21 protein-coding genes and 1 pseudogene are annotated in these 25,811 nt (G+C 49.4%); 9 read left to right on the forward strand and 13 right to left on the reverse strand.

Translation table 11 applies throughout. The features are described from left to right. Positions 1 to 10: 10 nt before the first annotated feature. A complete protein-coding gene (gene pruA / locus AB3N00_RS12520) occupies positions 11 to 1,558 on the reverse strand; it encodes an L-glutamate gamma-semialdehyde dehydrogenase (protein ID WP_413034801.1) in 1,548 nt (515 codons plus the stop codon). Positions 1,559 to 1,813: 255 nt separating this feature from the next. On the opposite strand from pruA, the gene AB3N00_RS12525 reads away from it, so the two are divergent. Further along, entirely contained in the window at positions 1,814 to 2,737 is a 924-nt protein-coding gene (locus AB3N00_RS12525; protein ID WP_413034802.1) for a proline dehydrogenase family protein, read from the forward strand. Between the two features lie 490 nt (positions 2,738 to 3,227). Beyond that, positions 3,228 to 4,910 carry a sigma-54 interaction domain-containing protein gene (locus AB3N00_RS12530; protein WP_413034803.1) on the forward strand — a complete coding sequence of 561 codons (1,683 nt, stop codon included), beginning with the start codon at positions 3,228 to 3,230 and terminating at the stop codon, positions 4,908 to 4,910. 34 nt (positions 4,911 to 4,944) lie between these two features. On the opposite strand, the gene AB3N00_RS12535 is transcribed toward AB3N00_RS12530, so the two are convergent. Beyond that, positions 4,945 to 7,020 (reverse strand): hypothetical protein, encoded by a 2,076-nt coding sequence (locus AB3N00_RS12535; protein ID WP_413034804.1) that lies wholly within the window; start codon positions 7,018 to 7,020, stop codon positions 4,945 to 4,947. A gap of 332 nt (positions 7,021 to 7,352) precedes the next feature. Here AB3N00_RS12535 and AB3N00_RS12540 point away from each other — a divergent pair, with 332 nt between their 5' ends. Beyond that, entirely contained in the window at positions 7,353 to 7,634 is a 282-nt protein-coding gene (locus AB3N00_RS12540) for a hypothetical protein (protein ID WP_413034805.1), read from the forward strand. A 26-nt stretch (positions 7,635 to 7,660) separates the two neighbouring features. Here the strand turns inward: AB3N00_RS12540 and AB3N00_RS12545 are convergent, their stop codons facing one another. Further along, positions 7,661 to 9,331 (reverse strand): PucR family transcriptional regulator, encoded by a 1,671-nt coding sequence (locus tag AB3N00_RS12545; protein ID WP_413034806.1) that lies wholly within the window; start codon positions 9,329 to 9,331, stop codon positions 7,661 to 7,663. 189 nt (positions 9,332 to 9,520) lie between these two features. On the opposite strand from AB3N00_RS12545, the gene ald reads away from it, so the two are divergent. After that, positions 9,521 to 10,654 carry an alanine dehydrogenase gene (ald, locus tag AB3N00_RS12550; protein ID WP_413034807.1) on the forward strand — a complete coding sequence of 378 codons (1,134 nt, stop codon included), beginning with the start codon at positions 9,521 to 9,523 and terminating at the stop codon, positions 10,652 to 10,654. 157 nt (positions 10,655 to 10,811) lie between these two features. On the opposite strand, the gene AB3N00_RS12555 is transcribed toward ald, so the two are convergent. Then, positions 10,812 to 11,729, reverse strand: coding sequence for a PD-(D/E)XK nuclease family protein (locus tag AB3N00_RS12555; RefSeq protein ID WP_413035267.1), 918 nt, complete (start codon positions 11,727 to 11,729; stop codon positions 10,812 to 10,814). 261 nt (positions 11,730 to 11,990) lie between these two features. Here AB3N00_RS12555 and AB3N00_RS12560 point away from each other — a divergent pair, with 261 nt between their 5' ends. Beyond that, positions 11,991 to 12,674 carry a serine/threonine protein kinase gene (locus AB3N00_RS12560; RefSeq protein WP_413034808.1) on the forward strand — a complete coding sequence of 228 codons (684 nt, stop codon included), beginning with the start codon at positions 11,991 to 11,993 and terminating at the stop codon, positions 12,672 to 12,674. Positions 12,675 to 12,857: 183 nt separating this feature from the next. Here AB3N00_RS12560 and AB3N00_RS12565 read toward each other — a convergent pair whose 3' ends face one another. The 3 genes from AB3N00_RS12565 to AB3N00_RS12575 all read right to left on the reverse strand — a co-directional run bounded on the left by AB3N00_RS12565 (position 12,858) and on the right by AB3N00_RS12575 (position 16,051). Next, on the reverse strand, positions 12,858 to 13,769 hold the full coding sequence (locus tag AB3N00_RS12565) for an RNA polymerase sigma-70 factor (RefSeq protein ID WP_413034809.1): 912 nt from the start codon (positions 13,767 to 13,769) through the stop codon (positions 12,858 to 12,860). Continuing rightward, the gene (locus AB3N00_RS12570) at positions 13,759 to 15,078 is read right to left on the reverse strand and encodes a phytoene desaturase family protein (RefSeq protein ID WP_413034810.1); all 1,320 of its coding nucleotides are present in this window, start codon (positions 15,076 to 15,078) and stop codon (positions 13,759 to 13,761) included. The genes AB3N00_RS12565 and AB3N00_RS12570 overlap by 11 nt, the downstream gene beginning before the upstream one ends. A 76-nt stretch (positions 15,079 to 15,154) precedes the next feature. Continuing rightward, complete coding sequence (locus AB3N00_RS12575; protein WP_413034811.1) at positions 15,155 to 16,051, reverse strand: AraC family transcriptional regulator; 897 nt, start codon at positions 16,049 to 16,051, stop codon at positions 15,155 to 15,157. Positions 16,052 to 16,180: 129 nt separating this feature from the next. Here AB3N00_RS12575 and AB3N00_RS12580 point away from each other — a divergent pair, with 129 nt between their 5' ends. Next, complete coding sequence (locus tag AB3N00_RS12580) at positions 16,181 to 17,068, forward strand: sugar phosphate isomerase/epimerase family protein (RefSeq protein WP_413034812.1); 888 nt, start codon at positions 16,181 to 16,183, stop codon at positions 17,066 to 17,068. A 54-nt stretch (positions 17,069 to 17,122) separates the two neighbouring features. Next, entirely contained in the window at positions 17,123 to 18,136 is a 1,014-nt protein-coding gene (locus AB3N00_RS12585; protein WP_413035268.1) for a Gfo/Idh/MocA family protein, read from the forward strand. A gap of 177 nt (positions 18,137 to 18,313) precedes the next feature. Here the strand turns inward: AB3N00_RS12585 and AB3N00_RS12590 are convergent, their stop codons facing one another. Next, positions 18,314 to 19,633 carry a glycoside hydrolase family 125 protein gene (locus AB3N00_RS12590; RefSeq protein WP_413034813.1) on the reverse strand — a complete coding sequence of 440 codons (1,320 nt, stop codon included), beginning with the start codon at positions 19,631 to 19,633 and terminating at the stop codon, positions 18,314 to 18,316. A 233-nt stretch (positions 19,634 to 19,866) separates the two neighbouring features. On the opposite strand from AB3N00_RS12590, the gene AB3N00_RS12595 reads away from it, so the two are divergent. Next, on the forward strand, positions 19,867 to 20,919 hold the full coding sequence (locus tag AB3N00_RS12595; protein ID WP_413034814.1) for a LacI family DNA-binding transcriptional regulator: 1,053 nt from the start codon (positions 19,867 to 19,869) through the stop codon (positions 20,917 to 20,919). Positions 20,920 to 21,028: 109 nt separating this feature from the next. Here AB3N00_RS12595 and AB3N00_RS12600 read toward each other — a convergent pair whose 3' ends face one another. From AB3N00_RS12600 to AB3N00_RS12610, 3 genes are all read right to left on the reverse strand, one after another. After that, positions 21,029 to 22,642 carry a DUF4179 domain-containing protein gene (locus AB3N00_RS12600; protein ID WP_413034815.1) on the reverse strand — a complete coding sequence of 538 codons (1,614 nt, stop codon included), beginning with the start codon at positions 22,640 to 22,642 and terminating at the stop codon, positions 21,029 to 21,031. Then, positions 22,623 to 23,195, reverse strand: a complete 573-nt coding sequence (locus AB3N00_RS12605) for an RNA polymerase sigma factor (protein ID WP_413034816.1) — start codon at positions 23,193 to 23,195, stop codon at positions 22,623 to 22,625. The genes AB3N00_RS12600 and AB3N00_RS12605 overlap by 20 nt, the downstream gene beginning before the upstream one ends. Before the next feature lie 181 nt (positions 23,196 to 23,376). Continuing rightward, positions 23,377 to 23,883, reverse strand: coding sequence for a mismatch-specific DNA-glycosylase (locus AB3N00_RS12610; RefSeq protein WP_175398073.1), 507 nt, complete (start codon positions 23,881 to 23,883; stop codon positions 23,377 to 23,379). 93 nt (positions 23,884 to 23,976) lie between these two features. Here AB3N00_RS12610 and AB3N00_RS12615 point away from each other — a divergent pair, with 93 nt between their 5' ends. After that, positions 23,977 to 24,897: an AEC family transporter gene (locus AB3N00_RS12615; protein WP_413035269.1), complete on the forward strand. Its 921-nt coding sequence runs from the start codon at positions 23,977 to 23,979 to the stop codon at positions 24,895 to 24,897. A 109-nt stretch (positions 24,898 to 25,006) separates the two neighbouring features. Here the strand turns inward: AB3N00_RS12615 and AB3N00_RS12620 are convergent, their stop codons facing one another. After that, positions 25,007 to 25,258 carry a hypothetical protein gene (locus tag AB3N00_RS12620; RefSeq protein WP_095288864.1) on the reverse strand — a complete coding sequence of 84 codons (252 nt, stop codon included), beginning with the start codon at positions 25,256 to 25,258 and terminating at the stop codon, positions 25,007 to 25,009. A gap of 244 nt (positions 25,259 to 25,502) precedes the next feature. Then, positions 25,503 to 25,805 (reverse strand): annotated as a pseudogene (locus tag AB3N00_RS12625) (polynucleotide kinase-phosphatase); the annotation flags it as partial. Positions 25,806 to 25,811: the final 6 nt, after the last annotated feature.

The raw sequence follows: 25,811 nt of genomic DNA on the forward strand, positions 1-25,811 counted from the left end.
ACTGTTCATTTTAATATTTTTCCGATACCAGCTTGGCTTGTGTAAATAGCAGCAAGTAGTCTCTTCCGCCCGCTTTGGAGTCGGTCCCCGACATGTTGAATCCGCCAAACGGATGAGTGCCTACCAATGCTCCCGTGCATTTCCGGTTAAAGTACAGATTGCCTGCAAAAAACTCCCGTCTCGCCTGTTCCAGATGTTCACGATTCCGAGAAATAACGGCACCTGTCAGGCCGTAATCGGTATTGTTGGCAATATGCAGTGCTTCCTCAAACGTATCTGCCTTGATAAAGGCCAACACGGGTCCAAAAATTTCCTCCTGTGCTATGCGGGCCAGCGGGTCAACATCCGCAATAATCGTTGGTTCAATGAAATAACCTTGGGCATCCCCAGTACCTCCGCCCAATACCAGCCTTCCTTCCCCTTTGCCCACTTCAATATATTCATTGATCTTGGCATACGCCTTGTCATCGATTACTGGCCCCACCTGACTGCCTGCTTCAAGCGGACTGCCCATCGTAAGCTTCTTCGTACGCTCAATCACCTTCTGCAATACTTCATCATACACATCCTTATGAATAATGGCGCGGGAGCAGGCAGAACATTTTTGCCCAGAGAACCCAAATGCCGATGCTGTAATGGATTCCGCAGCCAGCTCCAGATCACTCTCGCTGTCCACAACGATGGAATCCTTACCGCCCATTTCCGCTATCACCCGCTTGATCCATTTTTGTCCCGGAGCTGTGCGTGCTGCCCGTTCATTAATCCGCAGACCCACATCCCTTGAGCCGGTAAAACTGATAAAACGGGTTAACGCGTGATCCACCAGATAATCCCCGACTTCACTGCCTGGGCCTGGCAAATAGTTCACAACGCCATCCGGTACCCCCGCTTCAGCCAGCAGTTCCATGAATTTGGCTGCAATAACCGGTGTGGTGCTGGCAGGCTTCAGGACGACTGTATTTCCCGAAACGAGTGCAGCTGATGTCATGCCTGCCATAATGGCCAGCGGAAAGTTCCATGGCGGAATAACAACCCCCACACCAAGCGGGATATAAGTCAATTCATTATCCTCGCCTGCAATCCGGGTCAAAGGCTGGGGTTCGCTAAGACGCTGCATCTCCCTGGCGTAAAACTCCATAAAATCAATGGCTTCCGCTGTATCCGCATCCGCTTCCGGCCAGGTCTTGCCTGCTTCATACACCATCCAGGCAGAAAACTCATGTTTGCGGCGGCGCATGAGCGCGGCTGCTTTGTACAAATACCGTGCGCGTTCATTCGGGTCCGTATGCTTCCAGGTACGAAACGTATCTGCTGCCGTCTGAATCGCCTGCTCTGCCAGCTCCTGATCTGCCTGAAAAATCGTCCCAACCACCTGCTCCTTGGCCGCCGGGTTTACGGAGGTTAAGGTACGAGTGCTCGTTATTTTTTGCCCGCCAATAATAATGGAATATTCCTGCCCCAGCTCGGATTCCACCTTGCGAAGTGCATTCTCAAAGGCTTCCTTGTTCGCCGGTACAGCAAAGGGCGTAAATGGTTCGTTAACAAAAGGGATGTTCATGAATAATTCCTCCTTCAGGATGTTGGGGTTGCTGGCTGCTCGCCTGACTTGCCATGCATTTTTACTTATCACCCAATATATGTAGCAAGATCCGTGCCAACTCCGGTTGGGGAGGAATAAAATAAATGATCTGCCCAATGCCCACGATGTCCAGCCATTCCAATGACGAATGATTCAGCGGAACACTGCACTTTGGCACGATTCTTGCTTAATAAACGGATTATAAGAAGCATGATCCATAAGGAGGAAACTAGTGTGAGTATTGGAACGGAAATGTACCGCAAAACACTGCTGACTGTTGCGGGCAATAAAGCTGTGGAGAATCTGTCCATCAAATACGGCAAAAAACTGGCAGGCAAGTTTATCGCAGGCAGCACACTGGAAGAAGCGCTGGAAGAGATTCGGGTGCTGAACAACAAAGGCATTATGGCCACACTGGATCATCTGGGAGAAGGCATTACCCGATTGAGCGAAGCTGCCTTGTATCGCGATGAATATATAAGACTTGTGGAAGGCATCGCTCGCGAGGGTGCAGACTCCAACGTATCTTTGAAGCCAACCCAGATGGGTCTTGCGCTCGACCCGGAGGAAGGTTACCGGAATATCCGCTCCGTGGCGGCACAGGCGAAGCTGCATGATTTGTTTGTCCGGATTGATATGGAAGACAGCCCATTCACCCAAGCCACGCTGGATATCGTTCGCCGTCTTCATGCCGAGGGACTTTATAATACGGGAACAGTGCTGCAAGCATATCTGCATCGGACTGAGGAGGATACACGGGACATGATTCGTGAAGGCATCCGGCTTCGCCTCGTCAAGGGCGCTTACAAAGAGCCTGCTGCAGTAGCTTATCAGAACGCTTCCGAAGTCATTGAGCAATTCAAGTCCATGATTCGCCAGCATCTGGACCAGGGCGTCTACACGGCAGTTGCTTCACATGATGACCACATTATTTCATGGACCAAACAGTATGCCAAAGACCGGGGAATCTCCCCTGATGCGTTTGAGTTTCAGATGCTGTACGGACTGCGGATGAGCGAACAGGAACGGCTTGCCCGGGAAGGATACCGGATTCGCTGTTACGTTCCTTACGGAACCATGTGGTATCCATATTACACTCGCCGCCTTGCCGAGAAACCGGCTAATCTCTGGATGGTGGTCAAAAACATGTTTAGATAACAAATTTCCTCTAAGCGTATAACCATGTGATCCCCGGTTTTTCAGGTCGCATGGTTTTTTCTATTCCACACTCTTACAGCACATGCCTCTCACGCATAATGTCTAAAAAATAAGCATCCCCAAATTGAAATGTCCAAAATTTGAGACACAACCTGATTTCTCCCCATGTGTAAACCACTCTAGTACAATGTCACTTTTCTTCACATCACTATAACTTAGGAACTCAATATATTTAAATTCAGTTGAAAAGGGCAGCAATATGCGAAAATGTAAGCGTATACTAATTAGTCAACCCTGTCTATTTAGATTTCAACTCTTCAACACCTACAACCAATGTCAAAAAATATATACACAACTTATTTCGAGAGCTATAATATGTCTAACAATCATTCTCCGATCATTTCACTGCTTAACAACGATTCGTATTACAAGTAGCGAGGAACACAACAGGTGTCGTTTCTGATCATCATGCTCGAATGAGGTGAAACCGATGAAACATTTACTTCCAGATGTGATGTCCCTTCTGAGGACAGACCTGAGTAATTTGAATGAGTCCCTTCCTTTACCCGTTATTTCTTCGTCCACCGAGCTGTCAGAGGTTTTTCCCCATTTCAACGAAAGCCCCTACCTGCTGGTTCAGGATGAAGGTCCCCCAATGGGATATATTGCGCTAAATGACGTCCTGCAGCAAATGCTGCACGCCCATCGCCTCATGGAGGCTTATTTTGAGACCACACTCGAAACGGCAGGAACTGCACTAACGCTAATTAACGAAGAAGCCAAGGTGGCTTACTGGACGTCAGGTGCAGAGCATGTGTTTTCCATTAACAAAAAGGACATCATCGGACAGCCGGCAGCAGACTTCTTCCCGCCTGATCGGCTGCAATCGCTCAGGACGCTATACACTGGCGAAACCGTCTATCGCAAGCAGCATCAACCTCGGCCGGATCTGTTCGCTCTCATCAACGCACGTCCGGTCGTACTGGATGGACGCATCGTGGGTGCGGCAGCTGCCGAAGTGGATATAACGACTGAAATTCGCCTGCATCAGGAATTATTACATATGACATCCAAAGTTCAGCATCTGGAGAAAGCCGTTGCGCGTTTGCGCCCGGATTCGGACCCGTTCGCGGGAATCAAGGGCAGCAGTCCGGTCATCAAACAGTGTCTCGAGACCATACGCAAGATCAGCACGACCTCTGCCACGGTACTTATTCTAGGGGAGAGCGGAACAGGCAAGGAGTTGTTTGCCAAAGCCATTCATGACCTGCGCGAGCCGCAGACAGCCCCCTTTATTGCCATTAACTGCGGAGCCATCCCCGCTTCATTGTTCGAGAGTGAGTTGTTTGGATACGAGAAAGGTGCATTTTCCGGGGCTGATCCGAAAGGGAAAAAGGGGAAAATTGAACTTGCGGAAGGCGGTACACTCTTCCTGGATGAGATCGGCGAAATGCCACTGGATCTGCAGGTAAAACTGCTGCGTGTACTTCAGGAGAAGAGCTACTTCCCCGTTGGCGGAACACGCATGAAACAGGCGAATTGCCGGATTATCGCGGCAACCAACCAGAATCTGCTGGGCATGATTGCCAAGAACCAGTTTCGGGAAGATCTCTACTACCGCCTGAATGTCATTAATCTCATCATTCCTCCCCTGCGCATGCGCAAGGAAGATATATATGAACTGACTCAGACGTTTCTCCAGGAGTTCTCTCTGCTCTACAACCGTCACATCGAACTGATCCCTCCCGAAGTATTCAAGCTGCTGTTCAGCTATGAATGGCCAGGCAATGTAAGGGAGCTTCGCAATGTGATTGAACGCATAACCATTCTTACAACAGACGGTGAGGTCAAGCCGGAATATCTGCCGGAACCCCTCACCTTGGCTGTGGAACTGCCGTCTCCCACAGCTGATGAGGCAGCAACGTTACGCACTATACCAGAGCTGGCATCATTGTCTTCTACGAGAGACGTACGGGAAATCATTCAAGAAGACAACAAAGGCCCATCTTTTGAAGTCTCTCCTCTGTCCTATCAGGAACAGATGGATACGTATGAATCGACTCTCCTGCTCCAATATCTAAAAGCAGCAGGTGGTAATAAGCGGACACTCGCGAGGCAGCTCGGCATCTCACGGGCAACGCTCTATAATCGAATGAAGAGGCTTGGTCTATGACCAGCCTCTTCTGTATTTTTTCATCCATATGAAGTTATAATACCCGTGCCAGCCGGATCAGCGCAGTTCGCAAATGGCGATAAAATGTGGCCCGGCTCATCGAACAGGCCTGAGCCGCGGCTGTCGGATTGCCCGCATGGGTCCAGTAAGCTGCATACAAAAGCATTTGGTCCTGCTGAGAAATTCCGTGGGCACGTCCCTCCAGCAAATCCAGCACGCGCAGCTGCAGCTCCATCCCATCTTGCACACCTTTTACTCGTGCAGCATAGGTATGCAGTTCACCTGGAGAGTGCAAATGTGCCAGCATTTTTCGCAAATCCGATTCAGTCCAGGGCAATTGATCCGTGTCCCCATCTTTCGAGCCATGCTGTATCCTGCTCCCTTGGTTTTCGGGATCCAGCAGGGACATTACCCATTCTCCGAATTGTCCATTGCGCAAATCCAGATCCAGCACATCCGCCTGATCTTCATACTGGTCACAGACGCGAGTACGCGCTCGCCTCATTCGAAAACCGATGCTTTGCAAAAACAACTTGAGGTTCGGGTTGGTAGCGACCAGCATCACTCTCGCCCCGTCACCGAGCAGGGACAATCTGTCCAATGCCATATAGCCCACAAGTTCTTCACGTTTGTAACCCGGCACATCGTCCCTTGCAGCTGCCAGTACGGCAAAATGGGTATCCGTCTGATCCGGATCACAATTCAGTTCCTGCGGGGTAAAGCATTCCTCCATTTCCGCCGGAAAATATCTTAGCAGCATCTCACTGCTCTCCCGGTGCACGAGTACCGTAATAAACATGGCAATGGGATCACCGCTCCTGTCACGCATCAATACAATTCCTTCAGGATAACGCTGTGCCAACTCATTTAAAAAAGGACGGTAAGGCTCCGCCTGCCATGGTTCTACACTGTATTCGCACCATTCCTCCAACAATCTGTGCAGTAAGGGCAGGTCGCCTTCCCGCATCACCTCTAGTGGTGAAAACAGGGACTCGGTGGATACATCCGCATATTTTCGATGCTGAAGCATGGATTCCTGACACAAAAGGAGCATCCTCCGGGCAATCTGTCGCTGCTCATGCGGTCCGGCCTGGGCATGAAGAGGCATTAACAAGCCCGCAATACGTACACGCATGGCTTGCAGCCGCTGCGGCTCACGCTGACGAAAGTCCCGAAGGAGGTGAAATCTGGCCATATCATGCAATGCCAGACCATCCGGATCCGAGCGGATGAAGGACATTCGCTTTAGCGCCTGATACTCTTCCAGTGTGACCTCCGTTTGCAGGACAGATGATAACAATTCCTGATTCGCTGTTTCGAGCAGCGTGAGTACCTCGATCATGGGATGCAGCCTTGGAAGTGTCAATTCGAGCAATAAGCGCGCACTGATCATGTAGGAGAGTTCGGCCCAAGCTGCAAGAGGTACGTTACGCCGATGATCTGCCGCTTCCACCGCGAGGGCAAGTCCAAACGGATGCCCATCCGTCACCCGCGCAATCGTGCCTGCCATGCTGATATTCACTAATCCCGCACCGGCAATGTACTCCGAAATCTCTTCATTCGTAAAATGCTGTAGCGGCATCTGCACCAGATGCTGCCTCAAACGGGGATGCATCCGCCATGCCGTAGCTGGTTTGGATCGTGAAGCCAAAATGATCAGTACCCCACTGGAGGAAAGCTTATTTATAAAAACTTCCATAAACCAACTTTCCAGCAAGGCCAGTTCTTCATAATTATCTACCGCAATCACCAATCTCTTGTGCACTGATGTTTCATTCAGACGCCTAAGAGGCCGGAGATTAACATCGCTCTCCATCGTTTCCAGCCCCAAAGTCGAGGACAGATACTCCAAAAAGACCGAAGGGGTTGAACCACAGGATCTGCCATCCATCCATATGGAAGTAGCCCCCCGATTACGGGATACCGACAACATCTCCGAGAGCAGAGATGATTTGCCGATTCCTCCCATTCCCGTTACTGAAAATATGGTCAAAGGAGCTGCCGGATCGTCAAACCACCGATCGAGGATCAACATCTCCTTGACGCGTCCTACAAAACGTTTGCCATGTTCATCGTATCTGCCGCATTGTACCTTACTACTGTTTCCCATGTATATCCTCCGTACTAGATACTGGTACTTTTACTATACGCGATACCCTTGCAAAATTGAGACTATATTGAGACGCGCAGTAACACATGAAATGATAAAATCTTGAAGAAAGCCAAATAATTGAAAAATCCCTAACAGCGTGATGCAAACGTTTAACACGGGATAGATGAACTAATTTCGCTGTTTAAACATATTTAACCGTTCCGCCAATCGAGCACACCGATCTAGTGGCATTTGCCTATGGCAGACTCTGAAGTACATAAGCATTCACTGATCTTCTTGCTTACCTTCCATATACCATAAGACCGATATTCCAGGAAAGGCGGATTTGTGTGAGAAAAAACCTCGATATCTGTAATTTGAGCGGACAACTCGGAATCAAACATGAACGATTGGTTGAATGGTTGGGAGAAAAAGAAATTTATTCCCAAAAGTCAGAGACAGGGGGCAGCGCTGATCGAACGTTATCTCCTTATCGATTAGCGGCTCCTACTTCATTATCCCTTGCCCCATCCACGGGTCAACCCAAGCTCTTTCGCGGTCGACGTTCCGTGTCAGGTCATTCGATTTTGCCGGCACTGCGTCCGTCCCGCCGTATCGGCAAAAACTACTAAACCACTTTTCCACTGCTTCCCCAGCATCAGGAACGATGAGCCTGTTCATCCTCAATCATGTTATGAGCAAGCAGCGCCATCTCCAGGCAGACTCTTCTCCCCTGTTCCATATAACCGGGTCCCATCAGTTCTTCCAGCTTCTCCAATCGATTGTACAAAGTCTGTCGATGTATGAACAATTGGGCAGCAGCGTCACGCTTGGAACCAAAATTTTGCAAATAGGCTTCAAGCGTCTCCACAAGCTGGAGGTGGTGTGTGCGGTCATATTCGATCAGCACGCCCAGATGGTCGTTCACGAAAGGGCGAAGGAACGATTGAGGCAGCGCCTTCAACATTTGATATATACCCATACGTTCGTAAAAGCAGATATGTTCCATCCGATTCACAGATCGGGAAACCTCAATAACCTGATAAGCTTCCTGCAGACTGTCAGGCATGTCGGTCAAGCGGTTGCGAATCTTGCCAAACCCGGCATGAATCGCAACCTGCTTCAGATTGCGACCCGCAAACCTTCTCACTTCACCAACAATATTTTCAAGTGATTTAGCCAGTTTATGGGACGTAGATGCACTGCCCTCTTCCTTGGCACAGCATAGGTAGACCTGGTTATTTTTCAGCATGATCAGGCTGGGCAGATTGTTCTTCTTAAGCAGGGACCTTAACAAAACCAAAATATCCTGATGGTTTGCCTCCATTCGTTCCCGTCCTGTCCCTTTCAGCTGATGCTCAATTTCGATAACCCCTCCAGCAAACCAGTACTGCCCCTTCACCAGCAATCGAAGTCCCATCCGGGTCTGTGCCTGCTCCTCCTGATGGATATGACCATTCATCAAATCCTGAATTAATTCATTCTGATTGCGGACCATCTTCTCTTCGAGAAACTGCGAACGCAGGGTCAGAGCTGCTGCTGCCTTCGCCGTATAATCAAGCAGCAGCTTGAGATACTCCACTGGTGCAGAAGGATGCACGATCATCCCTACTGCAGAGAACACCTGGCCAAAACAGACGACCGGGTGACACAGCAATACATTCTGATCATCGATGCGAAACCATAATTCGGTATCCGAATCGTTCAGATCCAAATGCTCCACTTCCTGTTCATACCAGGTATAGATTGCCTGCTCCATCTCTGTGGGGAGACCTGGCACGAAGCTGCCTGGCTCCATGGAAGAGATGTATACAACCGGTTTGGCCGCATATTCATGAAGCAGGTTCAGTACAGCAGACATGTCGGTACTCTGTAATGTCCGCTGCTGAAGCTGACGGGAGTACGTCTCCAGACTCTTGAGCAGCTGGTGCTGATGATTAATGAGCAGAGCATGGATATCCTGTGTAATCTCAACGAACCTTACCGGCTGTTCAAATACGATAAGCGGAAACTGGTGACTGTCCGCAAGTTCAATTAATTCCTCAGGAATGCCATGAATGCTGGTGCCGAACTCCACACACAACCCCGCCGCTTCACTCTGGATCAGCTGAAGCAGATATTCTTCACGTCCCTCTTCCGATTGAAGCCACAGCCCAGTGGATAATATAAGGTCATGGGGACTGACATAGGGAGAAACATTGGTAATCTCCAAGACATGAACCCATCCGACCTGACGAGATGTACCCCCTTGCCCTGCAGCCAGACGCGCTCTGGCAAAGACAGGCCGTGACAAAAGATCCTTTATCGTAAACACGCGATCATTTCTCAATATCGATCCCTCGTAATGTTATTTTTTCTTACATTATAATTCATGGACAAATGTCCTGAACAGCCCTTTTCGACATGATGTTGATTGAATCTTTCAAAACATAGACATGAAGTAAGGTGCAAATCAGTTAGTCAGGTCATAAACTTGTAGTATAAGTTGACAACCATTAAATGGACGAGGTGCATGGGCATGAGAATCGGAATCCCAAAAGAAATCAAAAACAATGAAAACCGTGTAGCCATAACCCCTGCCGGTACTGCTGATTTTGTCAGAGCGGGGCATCAGGTGATGATTGAGCAGGGCGCAGGATTGGGCAGTGGATTTACGGACAGCGAGTATCAGGCAGCCGGAGCTGTCATTCAGGATCAGGCCCAGGACGTTTGGTCAGAGGCGGACATGATTATCAAGGTTAAAGAACCGCTTGCGAGTGAGTACGCCTATTTCCGTCCAGGACTGATTCTCTTCACCTACCTGCACCTGGCTGCAGAACCAGCACTGGCCAAAGCGCTCATCGAAAGCCGGGTAACCGCCATAGCGTATGAGACGCTTGAGGTTAACGGCACGCTCCCATTGCTAACCCCAATGAGTGAAGTTGCCGGACGAATGTCGGCTCAGATCGGGGCCCAGTTGCTGGAGAAAACCGAAGGTGGCAAAGGCATTCTGTTATCGGGTGTCCCCGGCGTTAACCGTGGCAAGGTGGCCATTATTGGCGGAGGTACGGTCGGTACCAATGCGGCAAAAATTGCAATTGGTCTGGGAGCGGATGTCACCATCCTTGACCTGAATTTGAATCGCCTGCGCCAGCTGGATGATATATTCGGCAATCAGATTCATACGCTGGTATCCAGCGCATCCAACATTGCGGCAGCTGTCGCCGCAGCAGATCTGCTGATCTGTGCGGTGCTGATCCCTGGCGCCAAAGCGCCCAAACTCGTCAGCGAGCAGATGGTTACGACCATGGCACCTGGTTCGGTCATTGTGGATGTGGCAATTGATCAAGGCGGGATTGTCGAAACCATTGATCATATCACGACTCATGATGAACCGACTTATGTAAAACATGATGTCGTGCATTATGCGGTAGCGAACATGCCAGGCGCGGTGCCGCGCACGTCCACGGTGGCGCTGACCAATGCCACCATGCCTTATGCGCTGCAGCTTGCCAACCATGGTGCAGCCTCCGCGATTCGCGGCAGTGCGTCCATTCGCAGCGCGGTCAACGTGCTGAATGGACATATCACGTATGAGGCAGTGGCCCGGGATCTCGGGCATGCCTATGTTCCTGCAGGACAGGCGCTGGAGAATCCTGCCGCTGTCCAGTAATCTGTATATGGTCGTTCCACCCGGCGCCTTGTCGCTGGCCTGTGGAACGAGAAGAAGCGCCAGCCCGGTCAGGTACTGACCGAACTGGCGCTTCTCGATTTATTTTTACGTGGAATAGACTCGTGTATGGTTATAAGTTCTGGAAAATTAATAAGGTTCAAACTGCTCGCTCACTGCACACTTCCCGGAAATTGCAATCCCTGCATGCCCGGCGTGAGGGCATCGGGGTAAAGTACGACATATCCTTCGGACGATTGTAATATTCATCCGCAACGCAGGAACGCATCTCTTCGATGTATCTTCCCACATTGTCCTCGACCTTCTGCAGTTCCTCTTCGGTCGGGGTAAACTCGCGATGTGTTCCGGTCAACAGATATTCCACTCGCAGCTCAATCTTCTCCAGCGGCACCCGGTAATGGTCCCTCACATACGCTGCGTACAGCATCAGCTGATCCGTGAAGTCATCCTCCTTGCCTGTCTTCCAATCCACAATCACAATGTTGCCGTTGCTGCGGCGATACAACAAGTCCATCTTCACATATACACGTGTATCGTGCAGGATCATGGTGTCCCATTTCTCAATTTCCAAAATGTCCGTACTCGCCCGGGACAGGTCTTCCCAGGTAAGCGTCAGATACATATTGTGGACACATGCCGAAGCCCGCTCCTTGATGGTTGCAATCCGGTCATTCAGCGTGTCATCTCCGTAATAGATCTCGGATAACATCACCCGGTTCTTCGGGTCCAGCCGCCACTGATCCTGATCCATGGATTCCACATAGGCCTGATTAAGCAGCTTGCGCATCGTCTGTTCCAGAAAATGCTCACGCGGCTTGTCTTTGCCTTCCTCCCTGCTGCGAACCGCAGACTCACACATCCGGTGTGCAAGGTCACCAAACACGAGATATAGATTGCTGAGCTGTTTTAATCGATACAGACGAACCTGCATCTCATCAGCCGATTCGGTCTTCCAGCCGTTATGGGCTCCGTAATAATGATAATAATATTTGCGCAGGCACTCATCGAACATGCTTGCCCGCGACTGCGAATAAGACCACTGCGGGTATTGTGCCATAAGCTGTTCTGCCTTTCTGTATACCGGATCTGCATGAGATCCCTTGATGCTCACAGTATAAAGGATAAGGTAAAAATGCCGCAAGCTCTCCCGCTATTTACTTCTGCACGCAACCGTTTCCGATTCGAAGCGTAACGTTTATATAGTAACATCACCAAAAGATGAAATTGCGGAGCAAAACGCATAATATACTAAATAGAGGACAGGATGTTGCATATCATTAGAACATGTACAGGCATATCCTAAAAGGAGGCACCACCCATGAATCGACCGGATTGGTTCCAGGCGGAGATAGCTTTGCAACAGATCCAGGTCATTGGCAGCGACCGGAATGAGCTGGTGAATATCATCGGCCATGCAGAAGGGTTATATTGCATCGGAACAGGCACGGATGCGGCTGTTTTTACGTATGACGGATTGCCGCAATACGCCTTCAAAGTGTATTCCGATCACGCGCTGGAGAAACTGGAGAACGAGAAGCGGGTCTATGAACTGCTCAGAGGATTGCCCTATTTCCCCACCTGTTACGGCAGCGGACGAAACATTCTTGTGATCAGTTATGAACCCGGAGATACCCTGCTGGAGTGTCTGGAAAAAGGAATCCCGGTTCCCGAGCAGGTCATGATTGATGTGGACGAAGCACGTGCAGCCGTACGCAGCCGGGGCCTGAATCCACGGGACATGCATCTCAAAAATGTGCTGCTTCAGAATGGACGCGCGAAAGTGCTTGATGTATCCGAGTACATTAAGGAAGGCAATGACAACCGGTGGGAACATCTCGTCTGGGCTTATCACAACATTTATCCAAAAATCAAAGGAACGCCCATTTCACCACGTATGCTGCAGACGATCAAATGGGGTTACAATCAGCTGGATCAAGCCAACCTCAAAATGGACGACCTTTCCAAAAAAGCAAATCGCCTATTTGCCAGGTTTATGAAATAGAAAATTAGACTGCAGGAAGATCTCCTGCGGTCTCTCCTTAACAACCCGGTCATCCCCATAAATGGGGATGCACCGGGTTTTATTTGTAATCGGCATTTTGCAATATTCGTTTCCGGTCGCTCCCGGGAACATCAGTTGGACAGGACGAAGCATCTCCTGATCATACATTTCAATAAATAATATTTAGTCAGATTTTACATGCCGCAGTTTATCCGGATTTCGCATCACATAGATTTCTTGAACGCGACCGTTCTTAAACGCCAGGCTGACTATGGTCGGGGATGCTTCAATGGAGACCTTGATCAGAAGACCGGGTTGTCCGTTGACTTTAACAATCCGTACCGATTCAAGACCGTCTCCCTTGGCTATCAGACCTTCAATGAAGGCGAGGACACGCTGATTGGAAATAATCGGCTTCACAGCCGCTGTGATTTTACCTCCACCATCACTATACAGAGTGACATCTTCTGACAGAAGCTGGAGAAGATCTTCCATTTCCCCTGTTGTAGCAGCATGAAGAAAACGCAGTGCCAACTGCTCGGACTTTACGTTGGCAACCCACTCCATCTCCGATTCGTTTTCGATTTTCCGTTTGAGGCGACTGAACATTTTGCGGCATGCCGATTCCTTTTTATCGAGGAAGTCTGCAATCACATCGTATTCAAATACGAATGCCTCTCGTAAAATGAATACCGCCCGCTCAACAGGGGTTAGCCGCTCAAGTATAACAAGGAAAGCATAAGAGACTGTATCTTCCAGCTCAATGGTATGGAGTGGATCCATTCCCTCTGCTCCGGTAGATGCTGGAGTCATCGTGTACTCTTGTAATAGGGGCTCTGGCAACCATGGCCCAATGTACACTTCCCTTTTTGCCTTGGCTGATTTTAAATAATCAAGGCAGCGGTTGGTAACGATTTTGCATAAGTAAGCCTTCAGATCCCGAATGTTCTCTTCTTCTTCGTCCATGGCCTTTTGTTGCAATGTCACAAAGGTATCCTGCACCAAATCTTCGGCGTTAGTGACCGAACCTAACATACGATACGCGATGGAAAACAAAAGCGGTCTGTACATGCTGTATGCTACATCAAGTTCCATCCTCCTCTTCCCCCTCTGTTTTGGTGTCTGTACTCGCCAGAATCATCCGGGCAGCTTCGCGCGCACTCGCCAACGATACATGAGCCAGCATCCCCTCACTCCCTACCCAATCACCTGCAACATAGATTCCCGGACGCCTCTTGACCATTGGACCTGGCCTGCCCGAGAGACCTCCCATCGCGGCGGTGGGCATCGCATGTGTAACCAGCATTCGAGGCAAAAACCGCTGCCGGACCGTATGTTTGGTCCAGCCTGGTTGAATGTTGTCCAGAAGTGCAGTCAGTTCGTGTTGATCCTCTCTGGGATCAGAGTGCCCTTTCACCGGCAAATATTTCATGACATGAACAACCTGATGCTCAGAATGATTCGATAATAAAGCGGTGGCGGAATGATTGGAGAAATACCACGGGGCATCGGCACCCAGTACAAAGGTGGTCCTAGAGCGCGGCATCCCCGTTACAACCAGATCCAGACACGCAGCGTAAACGGGAACCAGCTGCCTGTAAGGTGCTTCTTCAGCGGGTGTTAATGCGGGATTCAAGAGAGCCAGTGTACTCCGTGGTCCGGCAGTGGAGATGACATTCCGGGATATCAGCTGGGAGCCTCCCTTGAGATTAACCTGGATCTGCGGCCTGATGCCAATGACTTCTTGTACAGATACCCCACTAAGGAGGGTTACGCCAGCTTGCTGTGACTGCCATGTCAGTTGATGGATAACAGATTGCCATCCTCCGTTTACATACAGCACCTGACTCTGTTTGAGCTGACTAATCACAGCCCCGGCACTTATCAAATCAGGAGCATCACAGTATGTGCTCAACCGAACAAGAGCAAGTACAATATGCCGCACGTGCAGGCTAGGTACCCAGGTCTCCAAATGCTCCTGCAGACTGACCCTGTTCAGGAATGATACGTCTGACTTGTTCAGAGACCGATAGAAGGCAAGAAGCTGGCATTTTTCTCTGACATTCAGGAACGACCCCAGCAAAAGCTGCAGTAATGAAACATTTATACTCCCACGTTCTCCTGCAAAAACCAAGCCGCCCGGCAGCTTTGGTGCTGCACCTGCAGGATGCACACCTACTTCTCGCAAAATAGGGAGTGCACTTCTATTCAGCGCATGAGCCCCCAAGTTAACTTGGGCACCTGCCAGTTCTGTGGAAGCGGCACGTCCTCCGGGATGTGCTCCCTTTTCCAGCAGCAGCACCTTTTGCCCCGCACGGGCCAGATAAATTGAAGCTGTTAATCCAGCGATGCCTGCTCCAATAATAACAGCATCCCATACAGACTCATTATCATAATGTCTCACGTCATATCAATCCCTTCCAATGGATACACATATGACGATTAGAGCAGAGCTTTTGTGACCAGGAGAGCCCTTCCGTTTAATCTTTCCCTTTCATCCGCCCCTCGGAAGGAGTCATCCCCTTGTATTGCTTATATAGTTTCGTAAAATAATTGGCATTGTCGCACCCCACTCTGGCAGCGATCTCGGTTATGGTCAGATTGCTGGTTCGCAGCAAGTGTTCGGCTTCTGTCATCCGACATCCGTTCACGTATTCAACAAAGGTACGGCCCGTCAGTTTTTTGAACATTTTGCAAAAATGGTATGTATTCAGTCCCACCTGACTGGCCGCTTCGGTCACGGACATTTTCTCGGCAGCATTGGCTTCGATATGTTCGATCAATTGTTTAAACCGTTCCCGGTTGGGAAAATACGAACCCGTTGTTCTTTCCGGAAGCTGCTGGGGCATAAAGGTACGGGCCAGCATTGTAAACAAAGCGTGCAGCTTGGACTTTGCAACGAGCTGGTAGGCAGGCGGCTGCGTGACCATCTCTTCAATCGCATCATGGATTAGCGAGTAATAGTCGAGGCAGATTCTGTCCTGTTCCGCCGGCTTTACCGGAAAGCGAATCCGCCCCTCCAGATAGGGAGCCACGTACTGCAAATGAAGCGGATCATGCGTGAAGTCATGAAATAATGCCGCATTGACGACGACCGAATCATACTCCACATCCCCCTCTTCCAGGGCATAACCCACGTGAAGTGTCCCTCCCGGAATGACCAGTACCTCTCCCGGTCCAGCCGTATAAGGCCTGCTGTCAATATGAAAGACGGCGTTGCCCTTACGCATGGCGATCAATTCAAAGTGCTCGTGCCAATGCAGATACATGATACACTCTTCCGATTTCATGCCTGAGCAACGATTCTGGAACAGTTGAAACGGATGTGATTTATGATCAATTCGGGTATTTTCGTGAAGCGCTTTCAGATCCAGCACGGCCTCTTCCCCTTCCTCACAAAATCGGACTAATATTGCACAAGATTGTATAGAGCCACACGGCAGATGCGCGGCTATAATGAGTGTGTCACGAAGTACTATAAGCCAATATTGGAGTGAAATACAACCATGAAAAATCAATTGCGCATTGGCACCCTCGTGGGTGGAGCAGATGCTGTCCGTGTAATCCCGCAGATCATGAAACACGGTTTCGAATCGTTCAATCTGACCTTCTGGCAAACGACAGGTGATCTGGACCTTGCCGAAACAGCCAAACGTGTCCGCGAGCTAGTAGACGAACATGACATTACCATTTCTGCAGTCAGTGTTTTTGGCAATCCGCTGACCGGTGCCGGGAACAACGCAGACACATTAGCCAGCTGGGAACGGGTTATTGATCACGCCCATTTGTTTGGAGCGGATATTGTCTCCGGCTTCACTGGACGTCTTACCGATCAGCCCATTGACGAGTCCATACCACGGTTTAAGGAGGTTTTCGGAGAATTGGCACGCCGGGCGGCAGACCGGGGTGTACGGATTGCTTTTGAAAACTGTGATATGGACGGAACTTGGCAGAAAGGCGACTGGAATATCGCCCACAATCCGACGGCCTGGGAAATGATGTTCAATGCTGTTCCGGATGAAAACATTGGCCTCGAGTGGGAGCCTTGCCATCAGATGACCAGCCTCATTGACCCGATTCCCCAGCTTCGCAAATGGGCACCCAAAGTGTTCCACGTGCATGGCAAAGATGCAACCATTGCCTGGGATATCGTCAAGGAACATGGTGTTCATGGTCCACATGAATTTGTCTGGCATCGTACGCCCGGCTTCGGAGATACCAACTGGTCCGACATCATCACCATTTTGCGGCAAAACGGATACCAGGGAACGATCGACATTGAAGGCTGGCACGACCCGGTGTACAGAGATGAATTGGAAATGACGGGACAGGTGCACGCTCTTCGCTATCTGAAACAATGCCGCGGCGGAGATTTTGTTCCGAATCCGGTATAAGGAGATGATCGAGTGAGTCAGCAGCATCGGATAGTTGTCGCAGGCTGTGGAGCCATGTCCAATACTTGGGTGGATTACGCCATGCAAAGACCGGACACGGAAATCGTGGGGCTTGTCGATCTACAGGAACACCAAGCTGCAGCATTGGCTGCACGGCACGGTCTCTCCTGTCCCATTTTTACGGATATTGCTGAGGCCATTAAAGCTACAGAAGCCAATATTGTATTTGATGTCACGATTCCCGCGAGTCATTATGGCATCGCCATGACAGCATTGCAGCAGGGATGCCATGTGTTTGGTGAAAAGCCACTGGCAGAAACCTTCGCTGAATGTGAGGATATTGTCCAAACTTCACGCAAGACAGGCCGCATCCAGGCCGTGATGCAGAATCGCCGTTTCGATCCGCGCATCCGCGCCTTTCGGGAGCTCATCGCCGGAGGTACCATTGGCCAGGTCGGTTATGCGGGGGCAGACTTTTTCCTCGGACCTCACTTTGGCGGATTCCGTGATGTGATGGACAGCCCGCTGCTGCTGGACATGGCCATTCATACGTTTGATCAGGCCAGACTTATTCTCGGAGCCAATCCGGTGTCGGTCTACTGTCACGAATTCAATCCTCCGGGTTCCTGGTATGCGGGCAATGCAATGGCTTTATGCATCTTCGAAATGTCTGACGGCTCCGTATTCAACTACCGCGGGTCCTGGTGTGCAGAAGGCGCACCTACTTCATGGGAAGCGTCATGGCGTGTAACAGGAGAAAAAGGGACGGCCATCTGGGATGGACATGATGATATTTATGCGGAAGTTGTTGCTGCGGAGCACCTTGGTCCTGACGGAAAACCTTCCTTTTTCCAGCCTTCAGAACGAATTGAAGGTCAGCTGCCTGTGATGGAGAAATCCGGACATCATGGCTGCCTCGAAGACATGTTCACTGCGCTCGAATCGGGGCGACTGCCAGAGACGGATTGCAGCGACAACCAGTTCAGCATGGCGATGGTACTCGCTTCCCTGGAAAGTGCCCGCTCGGGCCGGAAAGTGTTCATTGCCGATCTGCTGAAAACAATGTAGCACGGTGGCCTTCCATAGCTTCATAAACAACCAAGCCCAACCGCACAGTTTCCGGGTTGGGCTTGACTGTTTAGTATTTTGTTGCATCTTCACAAAATGATAACGGCGATCGAAAGATGGTAATTGGTAATGCAATCGGAGTATTTGAGTGTAAGAGTATAACCATTTTATATCCCTCTATAGGATCCCTTTTTTCATTGCTCTGTACACCAGCTGCGAGAACAGACTGTTGGACCAGGCAAACCACGGTCTTGTAAAGGTGTCCGGATCATCGGCATGAAAGCCTTCATGCATATACCCAGTCCTTGCATCCGTATTTTCCAGAAGTTTAATCATCTCCAGCATTTCCTCGTCATTGTCCGCCGTCAGTCCCTGCATGGACAGCGCCATATGCCAAATATATCCCGGCGGGGTATGTGGGCTTCCGATCCCTTTGGCTGCCTGTCCTTCAAAGTAGAACGGATTCTCCTTGCTCAAAATAAACCGGCGTGTATTCTGATACACAATATCCTCCACGGGTGCATATTCCAAATACGGAATGGACATCAGCCCCGGCGTACCCGCATCATCCATCAGGCAATAATTGCCGTAACCGTCTGTTTCGTAGGCATAGATTCGTCCATAGACCGGATGATTATATATGCCGTAAAGAGAGATCCCATGACGTATCTCTTCTTCGAGGCGAGCCATCTCGTTAACCAATTGTTCATCCCGAAATACCCATTTGGCAATCTCCGCCATTTGGCGCAGGGTCACCGCAGCGAACATATTCGAAGGGATGTTATAGTGAAAATCACAGGCATCATCACTCGGACGAAAACCGGACCAAATCATTCCCGTATAGTTCACAGGCATTCCGAGTCCTGCATTGCGCATCGTATCATGGGCAGGACAATTACGGCGCATAAACCGGTATGGCGATTGCTCGGCATGGCGCTGCTCTGTTTGCCATAAATGGACTACACTCTCCATCACCCGTTTGAAGCGCTCATCGAAAATATCCGTCAATTCCGTCTCACGCCAGTACGCATAGGCCAGTTTCATGGAGAAACAAAGGGAATCCAGTTCAAACTTGCGCTCCCACACCCATGGCGACATCTCCGTCTCATCATTCGCATCCCAGTGCCAGCCATTGGCCGTTTCGTTGAACGCATTGGCATAAACATCGATGTCAGCATAGAACAAATGTCGTTTGATCAGTCCGCCGATGATCCGCTGTAATGCCGCATCTTCCTTCGCAAGCGGCACATAATGCATGACTTGTTCCACTGAATCACGCAGCCACATGGCTGGAATGTCTCCAGTAATGACAAACGTTGTCCCGTCCTCAAGCAGCTTGGTCGTCGTTTCCAATGTACTCGGAAAGCAGTTACGGAACTGTGCAAGCAGTCTCGGTCTGTGCTGCAGCTTCTGTTCCGCCTCCATCAGAATATCTTGCACAGCCTGCGGCAATTCCAGATGTGGCATGGGGATTTTTGGTAATCTGAACTGTTCCATGGGCTTTATCTCCTTCAACATGAAGTGTGGTTGGGTGTTTGAATTTAGCTGCTCTTTTACTCTCCCAGAGCTGGTGTCTTCTCTTCGTAGTTTTATTATTGTTATTTTTGTTATCATAATATATAATAACGATATTAAATGTAGTGTACTGTGCCTTGGTGATGTCGTCAATTCATAATTGCCACGAATTCACTTCAAAATAATATTTGTTTACATATGAAGGAGTCATGAACATGTCCCGCAAAGTATCCATTCAGACGCTGGCTGACCAGCTTGGATTATCCAAATATGCGGTTTCCCGTGCACTGAGCGGCAAGACAGGGGTCAGCGAGTCCACCCGCGCCCGTGTGCTAGAATTAGCCAGAGCTCTGGGATACCGTCAAAATACGCCTGGCAGCAGTGGTGTACCCACGGCGGCAGATCAATCGGAACCGCCATTTGCGCTCATATGCATGAATCAGCTAAACCGGGGGGAGCCTCACTATTGGCAGCGGGTGTTATCCGGTATGATCTCCGGCTGTAATGAGCGCGGCTGGCATCACGCCATTGTATCCCCTTCGCTTGGTGTCGGGGATGAACATACACCGCCGGAACGGGCAATCGCTCCGCATCTGGACTGGGAACGCTGTGCTGGCGTCATTGTCATGGGCGCATTTCCTCATGCCGTTCTGCAGCGACTCGCTCAGACAGGCCGTCCCATCATTCTGGTGGATCATCAGGAACCGCTCCTGAATTGTGATACGATCAGCCATGATAATTTGGAGGCAGGCATTACTGTTGTCCGGTATCTATTATCGCTACAATCCCGCAGAATCGGGTTAATCACGGACGACGGTCGTGCGGCCAGCTTCGCCCAGCGCAAGATTGGTATAGAGCTGGCATTGAATCATTTTCATACAGGTCAGGGTCACACCGCGACATTCCGGGAGTGGAATGTTCCTTATGAGCAAGGGGAATGGATTGACCGACTGGCTGCTGAAATTAAAAACATGCCGGACCATGAACGACCCGATGCCTGGATTGGGGTGAATGATGATATCGCCTTGCAATGGATGAACAAACTGCAGGATATGGGGATCTCCGCGCCTCAAGACTGCCGCGTGATTGGCATTGATAATGTCCACTCTGCCGCTACTTCTTCCCCACCTTTGACGACGGTCAACCTGTGCAAGGAAGAACTTGGACAGCGGGCCATTGAGGCTTTGCAGAGACGAATTGAACGCCCCGGGACGCCGAAGGAGACTGTCATGCTCGCCACTTCCCTTATTCCGCGGGAATCGGCTTAACTCGTTATTGCGTTGTTTTTTTCAAAACAAGGGCACGAGTACATATGGAAATAGCCCCGCACTAAATGCGGGGCTTCCATTATTTAAAGGGCTCATTAACCCCATTTCACTACTGCCAAGGCAGACTTTTAAACGAAGGGAGATCCACTGTCCAATTCACATCCCGAAAATCCCGGTTGACTACCGTTCTTTTCAAGGTGAATTTCGTTCCGTTCTCTTTGTAGAAACCTCGAATTTTTAATTTCAAGTCGTTTACAACATATTCTTCATTATTGTTAGGCTGATCTGGAACCCCAATAACTTCAACGGGATACTCTATTCCTTGAGGATCTACTGCTACCCACTCATCTCCAATAAAAGCATTTTGGAATCTCCCATTCCCCTCTAGAACAAGCGAGGATTTCCCCTCCAAACCACCATTTGACGGGTTATACACTGGCTCATAATTGTAATCATATAGTACAACTTGGTCTCCAAACTGTTCAAATTGTGCAAATGTGTAGAATTGGTTAGGTTCCGTACGTCTCTTGTCCAAATCCACTTCTACCGACTTCTCTTCCTTCACTGGTAACGTATATCCATCCAGCACAAAGCGAATCTTCTTCGCATTCACTGTCACAAATGCAGGGTCCCACGTCTCAGACAATCTCATCTTTCCCCCATCTAGGCTTAACTGGCTCGTATCCCTTAACCTGAATTTGGCGTAACGTGCATTGGCTCTGCTTCCGTTGAATATTCGGTACTCATTCGTTTCAGGAATTTCGATGTGATACAAAATGTCCATATGCTTCTCCCAGTTTTCACCCACTTTGGCACTCAACTGATCTCTCAGACTCACATTCATGTCAAGCCGGGTTCCGTTTGGCGTTCGCACCAACTGTGTCATATCCAATTTCACACCTTCTGGCGTCGTATATGTGTTATTCATAGGAGCTTCAACAGCCAGTGATTTGGCTTTGGTCATATCGATATTGAACTGGAAGCTCCAATCCACCGTGACATCTTTATCTTCGTACGATTTTGTCTCGAAGTTGTAATAGCTCCCTACATTTAAATGACCCAGCTCCCCACGTACAACCACCTCATCGGGGATATCATCCTGCAGCTGGTATACAAATCTCTGATATCTTGAACCATTCTGAATTGGATCCCCAAATGAAGCCAAGGATGCAATCGAATTTCCTTGCCCATCTGTAATATGAATTCTTCCCATTTCGGGATAAACTGAATTAATCGTACTACCATCCGGAGCATTTTGTTGCGTAGTAATTACGATCTGCGAGCGATCCACAAGCACATCCTCGATCTTGAGCGTGTAGCCCTGATCCTCGATATGAATATTTGGATTAACCACAAGACCGAGTGGCTTGAGACGTTTGTAATCATCGGCGAGATAGGAGTACTTCAGTTCCTCCGGTACAGGAATATTGGGAAGTGGAGGATGATTCACCGCGTTGACCGCAGGTTGCTCAGGTCCTACTTTATAATCAAAAGCAAACCAGGCTCCCCCTGCAAGAATCACAATAGCCACTGCAGCGATTCCCGCACGGCGCATCCAATGGGTTCTGGAAGCCTTTTTCACGAATAAATTCCTGTCTGCTTCACTGTCCATGGACACATCATCCAGTTTCTTCATCACCTGAAGCGTAAAGCCTGCATCCGGCTCCTCTCGGAACAAATGCTGTTCCAATAACCGGTCCTCATTACTTGGAGTAGGCTTCATATGTGGCTAACCCTCCTTTGCGCTCCATCTGTTTCTTGAGCATCTTTTTCCCGCGGTACATGGCGTTTCGAACCTGTGCTGCACTCATGCCGGTGATATCTGAAATTTCTTCGTAGCTCAGCTCATTGGTATATTTCAACAGCAGGACAAGCCGATAGGATTCTGGCAGCTGTTCCATCTGGCGGTATATTTCCCGCTGCATCTCCTTATGCAGCACATGCCTTTCCGGCGTTTCTTCACTGGCTGGCTCCATGCCAGGTTCATCTGCCGTCATGACCGGTTTCTTTTGCCGTATAAAATCCCTCATCCGATTCACAGCGATGGTATATACCCAGGAAGAGAAACTGCTTCCTTCCCTCCGGGACGGGAGATAACGATAGATCCGGATAAACGTGTCCTGTGCAAGATCCTGCGCATCCGGATGACTCGCGCCCATTCCGCGTAAAATGCCGTAGACTTTATTTTTATATCGATCCACGAGCACGGCAAAAAGCTGTTTATCCCCCGCAATAATACGCTCGATGAGCTCCTCCTCCTGCATATGTTGAGTCATGTAATCCCCCTTCTCTACAGCTTCCATGCATGTACTATATAGACGGAAGTACTTTCCAAAACTTCTCACTTTATCCCAAAAAAAGAATTCGCTCCGATCCGGTTAAAGCCGGTTGGGCGAATCCTCATCAAGCTTTGGCACAGTAAGTAATCTTGTTCGGTCTCTCTCCCGCCTATAACCCTCATCGTTTCTGTGAAACAAAGTCACTAAGCTGTGAGTAGATCGCAACGATCTCATCCATCGACATGCGTACCAGTCCACTGGAGGACGGTGCAACGAATTCCTGAATGTCCGGTACGACCGGATCGTCCTGGAAGCCCCATTCCACTTTGGCACGCTTGCTGTACTGGGTGTACACTCCCTTCCCGACAAAACAGGCAACCTCCGGTCGGAATTGTTCCAGCTTTTGCCGCAAAATCTGGCGTCCTTCCGCATATTCTTCACGTGTAATATCTTCCACACCTCTAGTGGGCCGGGCTACAATGTTGGTAAATCCATACCCTAGCTTAAGCAGCTCACCGTCTTCTTCCGGATGATATAAACGAGGAGTCAAGCCGGAACGTTCAAGAATGCGCCAGAAACGGTTGCCTTTATAGGCATAATGATGACCGGTTTCGCCTGATGTAATGCTGGGGTTAAATCCGATAAACAGAATCGATAACCCAACATCCAGATGATCTGGAATCATATTCACATGACCTCCCTGGTGTATAAAATGATATAATGGTTGAAGTGTTTTCGAAATCGGACTGAAATTTTCATGAAAAAGGAAGCTGAACTGATGATAGCAGACATCATGCTTGAAGTCGTCCTGCCTGTCTTTCTCCTCATCGGAGTCGGGTCCTGGATGCAAAAGGTGTTCAAGCTCGACTTGTACACCCTCGCCAAAATCAATTTCTATTGTATTACCCCCGCAGCCGTCTTTATGAGCATGTATCATTCTGATATGTCGGGTGAACTGCTCGGGACTGTTACTCTCTTCTATGCCATATATGTAGTTATTCTGTACATCGTAGGGTCCGTGTTTGCACGTACACTTCGGTTGAACAAAGGCATGAAGGCCGCCTTCAACAACAGTGTTATGCTGGACAATGCAGGCAACTATGGTCTGCCGATTAATGCACTCGTATTTCGCGGAGACCCGCTGGCCTCTTCCATCCAGGCTTTGGTCATGTCCTTGCAGTCCCTGCTGACTTTTACGTATGGAGTCCTGTCCATCCAGGGTGCGAAGCTGAAAGGTAACTACCGTGCGGTCATCATCGGATTTCTCAAAATGCCGGTTCCCTACGCGCTTTTACTAGGGATTCTGTTCCACATGTGGAAGGTGCCGCTGCCTACGTTCCTCTCCATGCCGCTGACATATGCGCAGCAAAGTATGGTTGCAGTGGCATTGCTGACACTCGGAGCACAGATTGTAAAATATCCGATCCGGCTGTATCGTCTTGATGTGTATATTAGCACATTTCTGCGCCTTCTGATTGGCCCGGCCATCGGTATCTCGATTGTACTGCTGCTGGGTCTGGAGGGGATTGCTGCACAGGCACTGATTATTGCATCCGGTATGCCTACCGGTGTAAATGCGTCCATTCTGGCCGAAGAGTATGACAACGAACCTGACTTTGCCGCTCAGACGGTACTCATCTCGACACTCTTGAACATCATTACCATTACGGCACTCATTTCTTTTGCCAAAACATTCTGATGCACATAAAAAAGTCCATGCGCTCCGTGAATCGGATGAGCTTGGACTTTTTTCGTGTGACGACATATGCAATCTGTGCGAGAACTCTTACTGCACAGCCCGATGAAAATTAGGATTCAAACGTAGTCCGTTCCGGAAACTTGCCGCCTTCCCTGAACAAACATCGGACCAGCCGCTGTGCTGCCCGATTGAAGAAAAAGCTGGGGTTTACCCCTTCGACCTGAACGGGCTCCAATTCCTTCACGCTTTCCTTGATTTTGTTCATTTCAATCAGTCCCATCTTCCGCTCATTGGGCCCGAATCGATAAATAACCTTTTCATCGTCCTCCGTCTGTTTCACCAGCAGAATCATTGACGCCATGCAGGTTACCCCCTATCGTTACGTTATGAGATTCCAATGACTACTTGCTTATATAACATTATTACCCAGATGACATGGGAAGGATATAGGGCTTAGGTTAGTTATATTGAAATTAAGACTCCTAATTCAAATGATCTTAAATGCAAAATTTTTACAAATTAAAAGAAAGACAGGCCTGGATCTCATCCAAACCTGCCTTATTTCTAGCTAACACAATATGCATTCCCCTGTTTTACGAACTCTATTACAATCGAGGATCGACCTTTTCGGACTCCAGAGAGAGTGTCGCAAGCACGCATTCATGAACCCGCCCACAGGCTCCTGCGTACAAAAGCTCAATCCCCTCCATCCCAAGTGCGCTTTCCATCAGGGCATGACGTTCTTTTTTGGACGTTTTGCGTTTACTGAGCCGGGACAAATTGTCGGGTTCCAGGTAATCCATCCCATAGATGATGTGCAAATATGCACGTCCTCGTACTTTAATCGCAGGCTGGATCATTTTGTTCCCATTCCAGGCGCGGAACGTTTCCGGTTTGATTACAATGCCTTCATG

Source organism: Paenibacillus xylanilyticus (assembly GCF_047246825.1).
GTDB classification, from domain to species: Bacteria; Bacillota; Bacilli; order Paenibacillales; family Paenibacillaceae; genus Paenibacillus; species Paenibacillus xylanilyticus_B.